Consider the following 14800-nt stretch of genomic DNA (forward strand, 5'->3'; position numbering starts at 1 on the left):
CATGAAACGCTCGCTGCGGATCCTGCATACCGAAGCTGCCCGGGGAATGGGCGGCCAGGAGATCTACATCTTCCGCCACATGCAGGTGATGCGTGCGCGTGGGCACCAGGTGTCGCTGCTGTGCCAGCCCGATGCCCGCCTGGCCCAGCTCGCGCGCGACGATGGCTTCACTGTGCATACTCTGCGCATGGGCGGCCTGGCACGGCTGCTGCGCGGCATCTGGTCGGTGTCACGCCTGGTACGCCGCGAACGCTACGACGTGGTCAACACCACCAGCCGCCGCGACGCACTGATCGCCGCGGCCGGCGCACGCCTGGGCGGCACGCCACTGGTGGTGCGCTCGCGCCACCTGATGAGTCCGGTCAATTCGTTGCTGACCTATACCGGTCTTCCGCACCGGATCATCACCGTCAGCGATTTCGTCAAGCGGCTGCTGGTCGACCGCGGCATTGCCGCCGAGCACATCGGCATCGTGCCCCCCATGGCGACGCCGCCGCGCTGGGGCATGACCGAGCAGGGCGATCCCTGGGAGAACCTGCAGGCCACCCGCGCACAGGTCCGCGCCGAACTCGGTTTCGCCGAGCGCGACATCGTGGTCGGCTGCGTGGCCGTGCTGCGCGAGCCCAAGGGCCATGCCGAGCTGCTGCGCGCCATGGCGCCACTATGCAAGACCAATCCCGACCTGCACCTGGCCGTGGTCGGCGACGGCGAGCCGGTCATGGGCCGCCTGCAGGCCCTGCGCAGCGAACTCGGGCTGGAGCGCCAGGTGCACCTGCTCGGCTTCCGCAGCGACGCACACCGGCTGATGGCCGGTTTCGACATCTTCGCCCTGGCCACCCACAAGGAAGCCTCGGGGACCGTGTTCCTCGAGGCGGCGCAGGCGGCACTGCCGATCGTCTCGCATCGCGTTGGCGGCGTGCCTGAAATGGTGGTGGAAGGCAGCAATGCCATCCTCACCCGGCTGGGTGATGACGCCGCCCTCACTGGTGCGTTGCGGCTGCTGGTGGATGATCAGGAACGTCGCCGGCAGATGGGCCGCGCCGGTTGGGACTGGATCCGCAGCGCCAAGCAGTTCAGCGCGGCCGGCCACGGAGAGGCCACTGAAAACTACTACCTCCAATGGTTGAAGGAGCTGGGTCATGGCTAACGCCAGAACCGTACCGGTGCTGATGCACCACCATGTCAGCAACTCGCCGGGAATGATCACCGTATCCCCGGAGAACTTCGAGAGCCAGATCGCCTGGCTCGCACGGACCGGCTGGACCTCGCTGACGCTGGACCAGTACGCCGGCTTTCTCGCCGGGAAGCCGGTGCCGCGCAAATCGATCGTGATCACGTTCGACGACGGCTACCTGGACAACTGGGTCTACGCCCATCCGATCCTGCAGAAATACGGCATGCATGCGGTGGTGTTCGTGGTCACCGGCTGGATGCACGAAGGTCCGATCCGCCCGCATGCAGGCATCGAAGGCGCCGAGCTGCCGGCCACGCCGGAACATCGCGCCTGCGAGGACCTGATCTACAAGCAGGGCCGCAGCGACGAAGTGATGATGCGCTGGAGCGAAGCGCGTGCGGCAATCGAAGCCGGCACGTTCGAGGTCCACTGCCATACCCACAGCCACACCCGTTGGCTCAAGCGCGATGACCTGGACCGTGCGCAGCGCCGCGAAGGCATCAGCGGCGACCTGGCCATGGCGAAGCAGACGCTGCTGGAGAAGCTCGGCGAAGTCTCCGATACGCTGTGCTGGCCCTATGGTGACTTCGACGATGACTACATCGAAGTGGCACGCGAACAGGGCTTCCGCTACCTGCACACCACCCATCCCTTCGGCCGCAACGTGATTGGCGGCGATCCGGAGCGGATCTATCGCTTCGCGATCCGCAACCGGCCGGCCAGCTGGCTGCGCAAGCGCATCGCATGGAGCTACAACCCGTTGATCGCGCCGATCTTCAACGGCTTCAAGGCGCGGCAGAAGAAGATGGTGCCTGGCCCTTAGGAGGCCACGTTCATCTTGATCGCGGCAGCACCCGTTTTTCGAATGGACTCAAAGGAACAGTGAAGGCAATGAACGTACTGGTGACCGGCGGTGCTGGCTACATCGGCTCGCATGCATGCGTGGAGCTGCAGCAGCAGGGGCACTGCGTGGTCATCGTGGACTCGCTGTGCAACAGCGACGCCAGCGTGGTCGAGCGCATCGGACGGATCACCGGCACGGCACCGGTGTTCGTGCAGGCTGACATCCGGGACCGGCCGCGCATGGCCGCCTTGATGCAGGAGCACGCGATCGATGCCGTACTGCACTTCGCAGCGCTCAAGTCCGTGGGCGAATCCCAGAAGATTCCACTGCAGTATTTCGACAGCAACATCAGCGGTTCGATTGCCCTGCTCGGTGCCATGCAGGATGCAGGCGTGCAGTTGCTGGTCTTCAGCTCTTCGGCAACGGTGTACGGCAACCAGGACCACTGCCCGGTGGCCGAGACCGCTTCAACCTGTGCGATGACGCCCTATGGGCGCACCAAGCTGGTGGTCGAGCAGCTGCTTGCCGACCTGGCGGCAACGGGCCAGGACCTGCATATTGCGACGCTGCGCTACTTCAACCCGGTCGGCGCCCACGCCAGCGCGCTGATCGGCGAGCTTCCGCATGGCACGCCGAGCAACCTGATGCCCTACATCGCGCAGGTCGCCGCCGGGCTGCTGCCGGAGGTCCAGGTCTTCGGGGACGACTATCCGACCCATGATGGTACCGGCGTGCGCGACTACATCCATGTGCAGGACGTCGCCAGCGCCCACGTACTGGCCCTGCAGTTCCTTCGCGACCAGCGGCGCAGCATCACCCTCAACCTTGGCACCGGCCAGGGCCACAGCGTGCTGGAACTGATCCAGGCCTTCGAACTCACCACCGGCGTGCGGGTTCCGTTCCGCATCGTACCGCGGCGCGATGGCGACATCGCGGTCAGCTTCGCCGATGCCTCGCTGGCGCTGCGCGAGCTGGGCTGGAAGGCGCGTCACGATCTCACCGACATGTGCCGGGACACCTGGAAGTGGCAGCGGGCGATGTCACGCACCGCACAAGGTGCAATGCCAGAGCACCTGCCCGCGCGCTGATGCGGGCAGGACCCAGCGGTCGGAAACGCCCGTACACGACGCGTCACAAGGTGCGCAGCCGCAGCTGAACGCGATCGCGGGTCGCGCACGGTTGAGTCCCCCCCCTACCAGAAAAAAACATGGCCGCAAACGCGGCCATGTCGGGTGCAACACGCGGTATTGCCACGCTGCTCAGGCAGCGGCTTCGCGCACCGCAGCGGACAAGCGATCGAGTGTCTCCTGCATCAGCGTGGCGTCATCGGCTTCGACGGTAACCCGCACCACCGGCTCGGTACCCGACGGGCGCAGGAACGCGCGACCGCGGCCGGCCACCGACTGCTGCGCGGCCGCCAGCGCGGCCTGCACACTGGCGGCCTGCACCGTGGCCTTGGCCGAGACATTGCCCAACCGCACGTTGACCGTTTTCTGCGGCACCCGCTCCAAACCCTTCAGCGCCTGGCGCAGGGTCTGGCCGCCGTTGCGCAGTGCCACCAGTACCTGCAGGGCACTGACAATACCGTCGCCGGTGGTCGCCCGGTCCAGGCACAGCAGGTGGCCCGAGGCCTCACCGCCAAGCACGCCCCCGCCTTCGACCAGCGCCTGGTGCACGTATCGATCACCAACGTTGCTGCGCACGAACGGGATCTGCAGATCGGCGAAAGCTTTCTCCACGCCATAGTTGCTCATCAGCGTGCCGACCACCGGGCCGCGCAGGCGGCCTTCGTCCTTCCAGGCGCGGGCCAGGATGTACAGCAGGTCATCGCCGTCGACCGGGTTGCCCTGGTCGTCGGCCATCAGCACTCGGTCGCCATCACCATCGAAGGCGATGCCGAGATCGGCGCGGGTCTCGCGGACTTTGGCCGCTAGGTTGTCGATATGGGTGGAACCCACACCGGCGTTGATGTTGACGCCGTTGGGCTCGGCACCGATGCCGATCACCTCGGCGCCCAGTTCGCGGAACAGCAGCGGTGCGATCTGGTAGGTGGCGCCGTGTGCGCAATCCAGCACCAGGCGCACGCCACGCAGGTCGAACGCGCGCGGCACGCTGGCCTTGCAGAACTCGATGTAGCGGCCGACCGCTTCGCGCGCGCGCGACGCCTTGCCCAGCTTCTCCGATTCGGCGGTGGTGAACGGAACGTCCAGCGCCGCTTCCAGGGCCAGTTCGGTGGCGTCGTCGAGCTTCTCGCCCTGGGCGGAGAAGAACTTGATGCCGTTGTCGTAATGCGGGTTGTGCGAAGCGCTGATGACGATGCCGGCGTCCACGCCCAGCGTGCGGGTCAGGAACGCCACCGCCGGGGTCGGCATCGGCCCCAGCAGCTGCACGTCGGCGCCGGCAGCGACCAGGCCGGCTTCCAGCGCCGCTTCGAACATGTAGCCGGAAATGCGGGTGTCCTTGCCGATCACCACGATCGGCCGGCGCCCGTCCTGGCCGCGCTGGGCGACCAGGACACGGCCCAGGGCGTTGCCCAGGCGCAGCACGAAGTCGGCCGAGATCACGCCCTGGCCGACCCGCCCACGGATGCCGTCAGTACCGAAGTACTTGCGGCCTCCCATCAAGCCACCTCCGGCGCCGGCTGACGGCCCAGCATTGCCAGCAGATCGGACAGGCGGTCGCGCATCTCGCGACGGTCACAGATCTGGTCGATGGCACCGTGTTCCAGCAGGAACTCCGAACGCTGGAAGCCTTCCGGCAGCTTCTCGCGCACGGTCTGCTCGATCACGCGCGGACCCGCGAAGCCGATCAGCGCCTGCGGCTCGGCGATGTTGATGTCGCCCAGCATCGCGAACGAGGCCGACACGCCACCGGTGGTCGGGTGGGTCAGCACCGAGATGTACGGCAGGCCCGCTTCACGCAGCTTGCCCAGTGCGGCCGAGGTCTTGGCCATCTGCATCAGCGAGAACAGGCCTTCCTGCATGCGCGCGCCGCCACTCTGCGAGAAGCACACGTAGGGGGCACCGATTTCGACTGCGGTTTCGGCGGCCAGCGCGAAACGCTCACCCACCACCGAGCCCATCGAGCCGCCCATGAAGGCGAAGTCGAACGACGAGGCCACCAGTGCACGGCCCTTGAGCAGACCGCGCATGGCGATCAGCGCGTCGTACTCACCCGTGTTCTTCTGCGCGATCTTGATGCGCTCGCTGTACTTCTTCTGGTCCTTGAACTTGAGCAGGTCGGTCGGCCCCAGGCGCGCACCGATCTCGGTAGTGCTGTCGGCGTCGAACAGGGCGGCCAGGCGCGCACGCGCGCGGATCGCCATGTGGTGGCCGCACTTCGGGCAGACCTCCAGGTTCTCTTCCAGTTCCGGACGGTACAACGCGCTGCCGCAGTTGCTGCACTTTTCCCACAGGCCCTCGGGGACACTGCGCTTCTTGCTGGGGGTGTTGTCGGTGCGGATGCCGGACGGCATCAACTTGCTGAGCCAACTCATGCGGGAGGACACTTCCGTTCAGGGCGGCCCGAGGGCCGCAAAGGCGGACAGTCTAGCTCCGCTTTCCCTGCCCGTGCACCCCCTTGCCGGCCACGGAGCCGCCGGAAAAAACCATGCTGGGACGTACGTTTAGGTGCTGGGTCATGCCGGCCGCTGGCCGGCAGCTCGTACATGCAGACCCATGGGTACTGCCGGCCGCTGGCCGGCAGCCCCTTACGTGCAGACCCATGGGTAGTGCCGGCCGCTGGCCGGCAGCCCCTACGTGCAGACCCATGGGTAGTGCCGGCCGCTGGCCGGCAGCACTTGCATGTGGCCGTCAGGAAGATGCCGGCCGGCGGCCGGCACGACCGTTACGCGTCCAGCGCCTGCCGCAGCGGGGCCAGGAAAGCTCCAGCGCGCTGCGCGGCCTCTTCAGCCGAGCCCGCTTCGGCCAGCACCGCCACCAGCGCACTGCCAACCACCACGCCATCGGCCTGGCGCGCCATCGCCGCAGCACTGGCGGCGTCCTTGATGCCGAAGCCAGCAACCACCGGCACTGAAGCGCGCGCGCGCAGGGCCTGCAGGCGGGCACTGGCGGCATCGCTGTCCAGGCGTTCGGACGCGCCGGTGACACCGGCAAAGCTGACGTAGTAGAGATAGCCACGGGCCAGCGCCAGCAGCTTGTCGGCCCGCGCTTCGCTGGTGGTCGGCGACGCCAGCAGGACCAGTGCCAAGCCGGCTGCATCGAAGGCCTGCTGCGCTTCACCCGCTTCTTCCGGCGGCAGGTCGACCAGCAGTACGCCGTCCACGCCTGCGTCGACGGCGGCCTTGGCGAAGGCCGCGTAGCCATGGATCTCCACCGGGTTGAGGTAGCCCATCAGCACCACCGGGGTCTGCGCGTCGCGCTCGCGGAACTGCGCCACGGCCTGCAGGACGTAGCGGCTGCCAGCCCCCCGTGCCAGCGCGCGCTCGGAGCTGCGCTGGATGGTCGGGCCATCGGCCATCGGGTCGGAGAACGGCACGCCCAGCTCGATCACATCGGCACCGGCCTCAACCAGCGCGTGCATGACCGGCACGGTGGCCTCCAGCGAGGGATCACCGGCAGTGATGAAGGGAATCAGCGCCTTGCGCTGCTGCTCGCGCAGGCGCTGGAAACAGGCATCGAGTCGGGATACAGGCATCTCAGGCACATCCTTCAATCAGTTCAATCGCATCACTGGTCCCCCAGTACATCTGGATGACCTTCCCTTCAAACAGTTCCACCCGGATGCCAAGGGCCGAGCCCGGGTCCTGCCAGGTGAGATACTCGCCCTGCTCACCATCGTAGGCATGCGGGCTGGACACAGGCGGCTTCGGGAACCGGGCAATCGCCTGGGCGCGGGTCATGCCGACGCGCAGGCCGAATGGACCTGGCTGCTGGGTCGGCGCCCCACTTTCCGGATCCAGGCCGAGGTCGAAACGGACCACCCGATCTTCATCGGTCATCATCGACACGCCGGGCGGCAGCCCCTTGCCGTCGTAGTATTCGCAACTACCGCCGATGGCTTCGACAGCCCCTTGTGCCGTCCACGGCCCGAAGGCCTTCAGATCGGTCATGTGCTGCCCGATCAATACCTCGCCGGCATGGTCCAGCGCCACCGAGGCCACCGCTGGTGCGTCATCGCTGTCGGTATCGTCCACAGACGGCGGATCGTCGATCGGCGTGCGCGCCATCGGGTCGAGGTCATCATTGGCGGCGGGCTGCTGCGCCGGCTGCGTGGTGGCCTTGGCGGCCGGCGCCAGTACCGGTGGCTCCGGCGGCTGGCACGCGGCCAGCCCAAGCGCCAGCAGCAGCACGCCGCTGTTCCGCAGCCGCGCGCTCACAGCACCAGCCCTTCGCGCGCAGCGATGGTGTGCACGTCCTTGTCGCCACGGCCGGACAGATTGCACAGCACGATCTGGTCACGCGGTCGCTCGCGCGCCAGCTTGATCGCCTGCGCCAACGCATGGCTGGACTCCAGTGCCGGCAGGATGCCTTCGGTATGCGCCAGCAGATGGAAGGCCTGCAGCGCTTCCTCGTCGGTGATGCCGAGGTAGCGTGCGCGACGGGTATCGGCCAGGAATGCGTGCTCCGGGCCGACGCCCGGATAGTCCAGGCCGGCTGATACCGAGTGGGTCTCGATGATCTGGCCGTCGTCGTCGCACAGCACATAGGTGCGGTTGCCGTGCAGCACACCCGGGCGACCGGCAGCGATCGACGCGGCGTGACGGCCGGTGTTGATGCCATCCCCGGCGGCTTCGGCGCCGACGATCTCGACCTGGCGGTCGTTGAGGAAGGCATGGAACAGGCCGATCGCATTGCTGCCGCCGCCCACACAGGCAGTAATCGCATCGGGCAGGCGGCCGTATTCGGCCAGCATCTGCTCACGCGCTTCGCGGCCGACGATGGCATTGAAGTCACGGACCATGCGCGGATACGGATCCGGGCCGGCCACGGTGCCGATGATGTAGAAGGTGTCCTGCACGTTGGTCACCCAGTCGCGCATGGCTTCGTTGAGTGCGTCCTTCAGGGTGGCCGAGCCGGAAGTGACCGGCACCACCGTCGCGCCCAGCAGCTTCATGCGGTAAACATTGATCTTCTGCCGCTCGATGTCGGTGGCGCCCATGTACACCACGCATTCCAGGCCCAGCCGCGCGGCAACCGTGGCACTGGCCACGCCATGCTGGCCGGCACCGGTCTCGGCAATGATGCGCTTCTTGCCCATCCGCGCGGCCAGCAAGGCCTGGCCGATGGTGTTGTTGATCTTGTGCGCGCCGGTGTGGTTCAGGTCCTCGCGCTTGAGCAGGATCTGCGCGCCACCGACGTGATCGCTCAGGCGCTGGGCGTGATAGATCGGGCTCGGCCGGCCCACGTAGTGCGCCAGATCGCGGTCATAGGCCAGCTGGAATGCGGGATCCTGGCGCGCCTGGTCATAGGCCTGGGCCAGTTCCTGCAGCGGGCCGACCAGGGTTTCGGCAACGAAACTGCCGCCATAGCGGCCGAAGTGGCCCTGGGCATCCGGGAAGGCGTGATAGTCGGCAATGGGGGAGGCAGACATGGATACGACCGGTGGTTCAGACAGGTGGATACTCTAGCGCACGGGTCATGACCGGAAAATGGATATTATCTGGCGCATATCGTCAGGAAATCTCACATGAGCCGTTCCCTGCTGCCTCCCCTCAATGCGCTGCGCGCGTTCGAAGCGACGGCCCGCCTTGGCGGCGTTGGGCGCGCCGCGCAGGACCTGCACGTCACCCACGGCGCGGTCAGTCGGCAGTTGAAGCTGCTGGAGGATCACCTTGGCCTGGCGTTGTTCCAGCGGGCCGGCCGTGGCCTGCGCCTGACCGCTGCGGGCACGCGGCTGCAGGCAGCATGCAGCGAGGCCTTCAGCGGCATCGAAGACTGCGTGCGCGAACTGCGGCGGCCGACAGCAGCCCCGGCGCTGGTACTGGGCTGCAGTGGCAGCGTGCTGGCGCGCTGGATGATTCCACGACTGCCAGCATTGCAGGCTGCCCTGTCCGGCGTGCGCCTGCAGTGGTCGGCACTGGATGGCAGTTTCACCGAAGCGCAGGCGGCGCTGGACGCGGTGCTGCTGCTGGCGCAGGGCCCGTGGCCACGAGGCTGGCAGGTACGCGAGCTGGCGTCGGAACGGGTCGGCGTGGTGGTGGCGCCATCGCATCCGGCCGCGCAGCGCCTGCGGCATGCACCGCCGTCGGCGCTGCTGCAGGAGACGCTGCTGCACACCAGCTCACGGCCGCAGGCATGGCCGGCATGGGCACAGGCGCACGATCTGGACGTGTCGAAGCTGCAGCTGGGCACCGCCTTCGAGCACCTGTACTACCTGCTGGAAGCCGCAGTAGCCGGGCTGGGCCCGGCGATCGCACCGGAACCGCTGGTGGCCGAAGACCTGGCCGCAGGCCGGCTGGTCGCACCGTGGGGATTTACCGCCACCGGCGGCTTCTGGGTGCTGGCGCGGCCGGATGGCCCGGCCGATGCACGGGTGGACGCCCTGGCCGACTGGGCAGCAGCACAGCTGCGATGAGACAAGGCTCCGGGTGGCGTTCGCCCCCGAAGTCGGCAACACAAGCCTCAGCGACCGCCCATCGCGACCCGCTGCTGCTCCTCATGCACCCGCTGCTGGTGCGGCGGATCTGCCAGCAGCTTGGCACTGGTCTGCTCCAGCGGCGGTGGCGCCTGAGCCAGATCGATGGCGGTGCGGAAGCCCGGCGTCGTGCCCATCACGAACGCCTTGCCATCCTGCGCCGTGATGCTCTGCAGCTTGTCGGCCGCATCGATACCGTAATTACATTCCGTTGGAAAACACGTCGAGCACGTCCGCACTGACCCAGCCCTGCGCGCAGTTCCCGGCGTAATGTCCCGGCGCCGCCACATGGCAGGCCTCGCCCCCCGTGTTCGCCAGGCCAGTGATCGGCCTGTCGCCATAGGTGTCACACAACGTGTTGCCCTTGCACTTGCCGACCGTTGCTGCGGGAACCGCCACGACGTAATAGAACAGCGGATTCTGTCCGGTACGCCCGATGCCCTGCACGCAGACCAGCTGCCCCTTCGACAGCTTTGCGGTCACGCTGGCCTTGCTGCCGGTGGATGGCACCGCATTCAACGTCTCCACGCCCTTGGCGTCGGCTACGCCCGCGAAGAAGCCCTGGTCGCCACAGTCCGGCGACAGTTCGACATCGTAGAAATCACCGCTGTCCACATCGCCGGCCGTGCAGCCGCTGCCCGTATTGGCGTTGCTGCATTTCACGCCACTGGCCTGGATCAGCGCCGCCAGGCTGTCGGCAGCCGGTGCTGCCGCCGGAACCGTCGCCGGTGCTGTGGCGGCTGCGCCTGCCGGTGTGGCAGCGGCCGGTGCCGATGCAGTCGGGGCGGACGAGTCACCGCCCGCACACGCGCCCAATGCAAGCAGCAGGCCGGGCATGATCGTCAGGCGGGCCAGGTGGATACGGTGGGAAGAGAGATGGCGCATATCCATTGCGTCCTCGTTCGAAAGCCAAGGCGTATCTCAGGGGTGCGGCCAGCGACACGCACACCGCATCGCACCCAGCCAGGTCAGGCCGGGCCCATTGTGTCCGATCAGATGCTCGGGAGTGTCGACTTCCTGGCGCTGGATCCTGAATTACCCGAAAGTGGGATGCTCACCGCATTCAGTAGACGTCCGCCTTCATGGCACGGCACGCGACAGGCAGAACACAGACCCGGCGGAATGCACCGTCGGCGATGACGTTCCGGGTGCGCCCTCAGGGGGCGCGGATCACTCCAGGACCGTGCAGTCCGCGCGGCGCACTTCCTCGACGAAGGTGCGCATCCTGTAGCCGTCCTTGATGCCCGGCTCCAGTTCGATGCCGCTGGACACGTCCACGCCCCAGGGAAGCGTGGCCAGCACAGCGTCGTAGACGTTTTCCGGGTTCAGGCCACCGGCCAGCAGGAACGGCCGGTGCAGGCCGGTCGGGATACGGCCCCAGTCGAAGGCCACGCCGGTACCGCCGCCGCCGCCGGGAGCGTGGCTGTCGAACAGGAACCCCGCCGCGCTCGGGTAACGCAGCTGCAACGTGCGCGCATTGACCTCTTCCCGGCCCCCCATGGCAATCGCCTTCAGGTAGGGCATGTTGAAGCTGCGGCAGAAGCTCTCGTCTTCCTCGCCGTGGAACTGCAGCAGGGTTGGCCGCACCGTGCGCAGCACCTCGCGCACCTCTTCCTTGCTGTTGTTGCGGAACAGGGCCACCACATCGACCATCGGCGCGATCGCCTGGCGCATCGCGCGTGCTTCGGCAGGAGCAACCCTGCGGCTGCTCTCGCGGGCAAAGATGAAACCCACTGCGTCCACGCCCAGCTCACCGGCCAGGCGGACATCGCCGGCACGGGTCATGCCACAGAACTTGATGCGCGTGCGGTAGTAGGAGCGGCTCATAGCGTGACCTCGGCGGGCAGATGCCAGTTGTCGGGGTACAGGGGCCCAAGGAACACCAGGCCCTGCGGCGGTGCGGTGGGACCGGCTACGGTGCGATCGCGCCCGGCCAGCAGTTCGGCGATCCATTCCACCGGTTTTTCACCGCTGCCCACCAGGATCAACGAACCGACGATATTGCGGACCATGTGATGAAGGAATGCATTGCCCTGCACGGCCACTTCAATCACTTCGCCCTGGCGGCTGACCTGCAGTGATTGCAGCTCACGCCGCGCATGCAGCGCCTGGCACTGCACGGAGCGGAACGCGCTGAAGTCATTTTCGCCGATCAGGGCCTGGCCGGCGGCGTGCATCAGCGTCTCGTCCAGCGCCCGGCGCTCCCAGCTGAGGGTCTGCCGGTCCAGCGCCGGCCGCACCTCGCGGTTGAGCAGGCGGTAACGGTAGCGGCGCGCGCGTGCCGAGAAGCGGGCGTGGAAATCGTCGGCCACCGGCACGCACCAGCGCACCGCGATCGAGCGCGGCAGGCGGGTGGTGGTGCCCAGCATCCAGGCGCGCGGGTCGCGCACCACGTCGGTATCGAAATGGACGACCTGGCACTGGCCATGCACGCCGGCATCGGTGCGGCCGGCGCAGACCACCTGCAGCGGCGTATCGGCCACCGACGACAGGGCCTGCTCAAGGCTGGCCTGCACGCTGGGACCGCCCTCGCCCAGGTTCTGCCAGCCCCTGAAATCGCTGCCGTCGTATTCGACGCCAAGCGCGTAACGCATGTGCTACCTCGATATTGCGTATGGGGCGGCTCTCAGGCCGGATCGCGTTCGGACCAGACCGCCAGTTCGTTGCCACCGGGCTCGACGAACTGGAAGCGGCTGCCACCGGGGAAGGAAAACACCGGGCGCACGATCTCGCCGCCGGCGTCGCGCACGGCGGCCTCGACCGGTGCCAGTGCGTCGGCATACAGCACCAGCAGCGGTGCACCGCTGTCGCTGGCCCGCTGCGGCTGGCCGCGGAAGAAGCCGCCCTGCAGGCGGCCATCGTCGAACGCCGTGTAGTCGCTGCCGTAATCGACGAACGACCAGCCGAACACCTTCTCGAAGAAGGCGCGGCTTGCGGCCGGGTCGCTGGAAGCGAATTCAACGTAGTCGATGCGACGCTCGCGGCTCATGGCAGGGCCCTTGTCGGCAGGTTCGGTCACGGCAGGCGGGCCAGCAGTTCGCGGGCCTGGGCCTGGCTGTGCAGGTCACCGCCTTCGGCGACTTCCAGCAACAGGGTGCGCGCGGTCTGCGCGTCGCCCAGATCGAGGTAGGCAATGGCCAGTTCCAGGCGCTCCTGGCCGGCACGCGGCGACCAGCCCGCGTCGCCGGCGGGCGCGGCCGCGCTCGGCGCGATATCGTCGGAATGAGAGGCCTCGACGCTGCCATCGTCGATGCTGTCGATGGCTTCCGGACGTACGGTATCCGCCGGAGCCTCGTTCTCATGCGCGTCAGCCGGCAGATCGAACACTCCGCGGAACTGCGGCTGCTGTTCGGCATGCAGTGCGTAGTCCGGCACCGCCACTTCGGCCGGCGCCTGCGGTACAACGCGTTCGTCCTGCAGCGGCTCGGCGACGACAACCTCGTCGCCGGTGGTTGCGGAATCGTCCCAGCGCGGCAGATCGGTCACCGCTTCGGGCAATGCCACCGCGTCCTCGTCGCGCAGTGTCTCGGCCTGCCATTCGGCCCGCACCGCGTGCTCGGCAACGGGTTCGGCGACCACCACGTCGTGCACTTCGGTTTCGGTCGCCCAGGCAGGCATCGCCGGTTCCTGGCGGCCATTGTCGGCAACAGCCGACGACCACGAGGACTGCTCGGCCAGCGTATCCAGCGCCGCACCTGCCGGCACCGCTGCGGCCAGGCCGGCGGCATCGTCTTCCTCACGCAGCGGCGGCAGCGGCGACGGCTTGCGACGACGCAGCAGCCAGGCCGCGCCCGCCGCCAACAGCAGCACCGGCAGCCCCAGCCAGTACCACGGCGTTGCCGCATCACGGGAACCCGGCGCCTGTGCCAGGCGCTGCTGCGCGGCAGCCAGGTCGTTGTCCTTCATCGCGATCAACGACTGCTGCTGCTCCTTCAGCTTCTCCAGATCAGCCACGCGCTGCTTCAGTTCACCGATCTCGGCATCGCGGGTGGCGATGTCCTCACGCGCCTGTCGCAGTTGTTCGTTGCCCAGCATGTCACCCTCGCTGCCGGCAGCGGTGCCGGTGGTTGTGCCCGCGTGCGCGGCGTCGGACGCCAGCGCCGGAGCGATCTCAAGTCGTGCCCCGTTGGCGGCAGCCGGGGAAGAAGCGTTCGCGGTTGCCGCCCTGGCGGCCGGCGCGACCGCACCCGCCGGTTGCGGCACGGTGCGCGCCTGCCGCCATTGCGCGGCGTGCTCGCGCACCAGCGCGGCGGCCTCGGCGGCATCGACAGCGGCAAGCGCATCGCTGCCCGGCATGCGCAGCACCGCGCCCTGCTTGAGCAGATTGACGTTGCCACGGATGAAGGCTTCGGGATTGGCGCGCAGCAGGGCGATCATCGCGCGGTCGCGGCTGACCTGGTTGCCACGCGCCACCGCGCTGGCGATCTGCGACAGGGTCTGACCGCGCTGCACGGTGACGCTGCCATCGGCCGCCGGTGCAGCGACCGGCGCGGAGGCCGCACGCGGGCGTGCCGGTGCAGGCGCCACCACAGGTGGCGGCGTAGTGGGCGCCTCTGCCGCTGGCACCGTTGCCGAAGCCGGTGCAGGTTCGCGCACGATGGTATTGGAGAGCGTGCCTGCCGGCGCGACGATCTCCGGCTCGGCCACGGCCAGCGCGCTGGACGGCGCGTCGACCAGCGCGGAGTACTCGCGCACCAGGCGGCCCTGGCCCCAGTCAGCTTCGATCAGGAAGCTCAGCGATGGCGTCTCCACCGGGGCCTGCGAGGTGACGCGCACCACCGCCCTGCCCTGCGCATTGCGGGTCAGCTCGAACTGCAGCTCGCTGACCAGCCCGGTCGGCCGTTGCAGGCCGACGCGTTCGAAGGTGACCGGCGAGGCCAGCGCCACGCGCAGGTTTTCCAGTTCGGACGGGTCCGCCGACACCACCGGGATTTCGGCCAGCAATGGCTGCCCCGGCTTGGACAGGACACGGATGTCTCCCAGGCCCAATGCGAGTGCCGAACTGCTGGCCAGGGCCAGCAGCGCGGTGGAAAGATAGAGGAGCGGGCGCTTTGCGCCCCTGGCCCGTTTATTCATGGGCGACACTATAAAGCGTGCGGACCGGGGTCCGCACCCACCGGAAAGACCCTTGAGGTAGTGCCGGCCGCTGGCCGGCATGCACTCCGGCACAAGGATCACGGCAATGC

At 67.9% G+C, this 14800-nt stretch carries 14 protein-coding genes and 1 pseudogene; 4 read left to right on the forward strand and 11 right to left on the reverse strand.

The window, feature by feature from the left end; genetic code table 11:
• Position 1 precedes the first annotated feature (1 nt).
• From AC5P7E_RS01895 to galE, 3 genes are all read left to right on the forward strand, one after another.
• Positions 2–1147, forward strand: coding sequence for a glycosyltransferase family 4 protein (locus tag AC5P7E_RS01895; protein WP_065183947.1), 1146 nt, complete (start codon positions 2–4; stop codon positions 1145–1147).
• Positions 1140–1997, forward strand: a complete 858-nt coding sequence (locus tag AC5P7E_RS01900) for a polysaccharide deacetylase family protein (protein ID WP_005410470.1) — start codon at positions 1140–1142, stop codon at positions 1995–1997. Before AC5P7E_RS01895 ends, AC5P7E_RS01900 begins: the two co-directional genes overlap by 8 nt.
• A 68-nt stretch (positions 1998–2065) precedes the next feature.
• Positions 2066–3106 (forward strand): UDP-glucose 4-epimerase GalE, encoded by a 1041-nt coding sequence (gene galE / locus AC5P7E_RS01905; protein WP_049397007.1) that lies wholly within the window; start codon positions 2066–2068, stop codon positions 3104–3106.
• Between the two features lie 171 nt (positions 3107–3277).
• On the opposite strand, the gene glmM is transcribed toward galE, so the two are convergent.
• The 5 genes from glmM to trpB form a co-directional block, all read right to left on the reverse strand.
• Entirely contained in the window at positions 3278–4639 is a 1362-nt protein-coding gene (glmM, locus tag AC5P7E_RS01910; protein WP_049397008.1) for a phosphoglucosamine mutase, read from the reverse strand.
• Complete coding sequence (gene accD / locus AC5P7E_RS01915; RefSeq protein WP_005410473.1) at positions 4639–5514, reverse strand: acetyl-CoA carboxylase, carboxyltransferase subunit beta; 876 nt, start codon at positions 5512–5514, stop codon at positions 4639–4641. The genes glmM and accD overlap by 1 nt, the downstream gene beginning before the upstream one ends.
• Positions 5515–5864: 350 nt before the next feature.
• A complete protein-coding gene (trpA, locus tag AC5P7E_RS01920; RefSeq protein ID WP_049397010.1) occupies positions 5865–6674 on the reverse strand; it encodes a tryptophan synthase subunit alpha in 810 nt (269 codons plus the stop codon).
• A 1-nt stretch (position 6675) separates the two neighbouring features.
• Positions 6676–7356, reverse strand: a complete 681-nt coding sequence (locus AC5P7E_RS01925) for a hypothetical protein (protein WP_099473472.1) — start codon at positions 7354–7356, stop codon at positions 6676–6678.
• Positions 7353–8570: a tryptophan synthase subunit beta gene (gene trpB / locus AC5P7E_RS01930; protein ID WP_197589611.1), complete on the reverse strand. Its 1218-nt coding sequence runs from the start codon at positions 8568–8570 to the stop codon at positions 7353–7355. Before trpB ends, AC5P7E_RS01925 begins: the two co-directional genes overlap by 4 nt.
• A 96-nt stretch (positions 8571–8666) precedes the next feature.
• On the opposite strand from trpB, the gene AC5P7E_RS01935 reads away from it, so the two are divergent.
• Entirely contained in the window at positions 8667–9554 is an 888-nt protein-coding gene (locus tag AC5P7E_RS01935; RefSeq protein WP_114618695.1) for a LysR family transcriptional regulator, read from the forward strand.
• Positions 9555–9601: 47 nt separating this feature from the next.
• Here AC5P7E_RS01935 and AC5P7E_RS01940 read toward each other — a convergent pair.
• The 6 genes and pseudogenes from AC5P7E_RS01940 to AC5P7E_RS01965 form a co-directional block, all read right to left on the reverse strand.
• Positions 9602–9811 (reverse strand): annotated as a pseudogene (locus AC5P7E_RS01940) (peptidoglycan-binding protein); the annotation flags it as partial.
• Between the two features lie 4 nt (positions 9812–9815).
• Entirely contained in the window at positions 9816–10505 is a 690-nt protein-coding gene (locus AC5P7E_RS01945; RefSeq protein WP_114618694.1) for a hypothetical protein, read from the reverse strand.
• Between the two features lie 279 nt (positions 10506–10784).
• A complete protein-coding gene (locus AC5P7E_RS01950) occupies positions 10785–11441 on the reverse strand; it encodes a phosphoribosylanthranilate isomerase (RefSeq protein ID WP_005410480.1) in 657 nt (218 codons plus the stop codon).
• Positions 11438–12208, reverse strand: a complete 771-nt coding sequence (truA, locus tag AC5P7E_RS01955; RefSeq protein ID WP_012480891.1) for a tRNA pseudouridine(38-40) synthase TruA — start codon at positions 12206–12208, stop codon at positions 11438–11440. The genes AC5P7E_RS01950 and truA overlap by 4 nt, the downstream gene beginning before the upstream one ends.
• Positions 12209–12240: 32 nt before the next feature.
• Positions 12241–12603, reverse strand: coding sequence for a VOC family protein (locus AC5P7E_RS01960; RefSeq protein ID WP_005410482.1), 363 nt, complete (start codon positions 12601–12603; stop codon positions 12241–12243).
• 26 nt (positions 12604–12629) lie between these two features.
• A complete protein-coding gene (locus tag AC5P7E_RS01965) occupies positions 12630–14690 on the reverse strand; it encodes a FimV/HubP family polar landmark protein (protein ID WP_114618693.1) in 2061 nt (686 codons plus the stop codon).
• Positions 14691–14800: the final 110 nt, after the last annotated feature.

The sequence above is a fragment of the Stenotrophomonas sp. YJH_SMC_25 genome (genome assembly GCF_059369595.1).